1 pseudogene is annotated in these 1490 nt (G+C 37.9%); it reads left to right on the top strand.

Features of this window, described 5'->3' with window-relative positions:
* Nucleotides 1-39: 39 nt before the first annotated feature.
* A pseudogene (locus O9290_RS11720) lies at nucleotides 40-1490 on the top strand (IS5 family transposase); the annotation flags it as partial.

Raw genomic sequence — 1490 nt, 5'->3', positions numbered from 1 at the left:
ACCCTTGCATCACCCTTGCATCTTCTCTAATTAGTGCTAATGTACCGTAAAAGCGAGTTACCCTCAACCCCACCAGAAAACTTCGAGCTGCCCTTTGAGGGGAAATTATCCCAAGATAATCGTTGGGTAATTATGGCCAACCTCATTCCCTGGTCAGAATTTGAAGCGGAATACGCATCACTTTTTTCAGAAGAAATGGGCACACCCGCCAAAACATTCAGGACAGCACTCGGAGCATTAATTATTAAAGAAAAATGAGGAACAAGCGATAGAGAAACGGTAGAACAAATCAAAGAAAATCCTTATTTACAATACTTCTTGGGGTTTTCATCCTACAGCAATGAACCCCGGTTTGAAGCGTCAATGTTGGTTCACTTTCGAGAAAGAATCCCTCGGGAACTAATTAATAAAGTGAATCGCTTTATGGTCAAAAATTCGAGAGAAATAAAAGAAGAAGAAAACACCGAAAAAAAGTTAGAGAGCGAAACCCAAAGTCAACCAGAAAATCGAGGTAAATTAATTTTAGATGCCAGTTGTGCGCCCGCAGATATTAGTTATCCTACGGATTTAAACCTGTTAAATCAAGGAAGAAAACAAACCGAAAAAATTATTGATATTCTCTAGGAAACTTTAAAAGGAAAACTTGTTCAAAAACCGAGAACCTATCGTCTCCTAGCCAGAAAAAGTTATTGAGAAGTAGCAAAAAAAAGAAAACCTACCGTCAAACAAAGACGAAAAGCTCTGAAAAGACAACTGCAATATCTGAAAAGAAATCTCGACCATATTGAACAACTTTTAGCAGAAGGAGCCTCTCTACAAAGCTTGAAAAAAAGAGACTATAAACTGTTATTAGTAGTCACAGAAGTTGCTCGCCAACAACTCTGGATGTACCAAAATAACAAACAGAGTATTGAAGACAGAATTGTCAGCTTAACTCAACCCCATATCCGTCCGATAGTCAGAGGAAAAGCTGGAAAACCAGGAGAATTTGGGGCTAAATTCTCAGCAAGCTGTATAGATGGTTACATATTTTTAGACCGGATTAGTTGGGATAACTTTAATGAATCGGGAGATTTAAAAGCACAAATAGAAGCTTATTATGACTATACAGGATACTATCCAGAATCAGTTCATGTGGACAAAATTTATCGAACCAGAGAAAACCGAGCTTGGTGTAAAGAAAGGGGAATCAGAATCAGTGGTTCCCCATTAGGAAGACCAGCCAAAAATGTTAGTAAAGAACAAAAGAAACAAGCTGCTGATGATGAGAGGATTCGGAATTGTATAGAGGGCAAATTTGGACAGGGGAAAAGAAGATTTAGCTTAGGTAAAGTGATGGCTAAACTTCCTCATACTTCCTTTTCAGCGATTGCTATTACTTTTTTAGTCATGAATCTTTCTAACCTGTTGAGGCAGGTTTTTTGGGCTTTTTTATGTCTGAAATGGAAAAACAGCACTTTTTCTCGGTCAATGATTAGGATAAGTTATAA

This window comes from Microcystis sp. LE19-41.2A, from assembly GCF_027530405.1.
Classification (GTDB): Bacteria; Cyanobacteriota; Cyanobacteriia; order Cyanobacteriales; family Microcystaceae; genus Microcystis; species Microcystis aeruginosa.
Note: the sequence above shows the minus strand (reverse complement) of the source record. Positions and strands in the feature narration are given on the sequence as shown.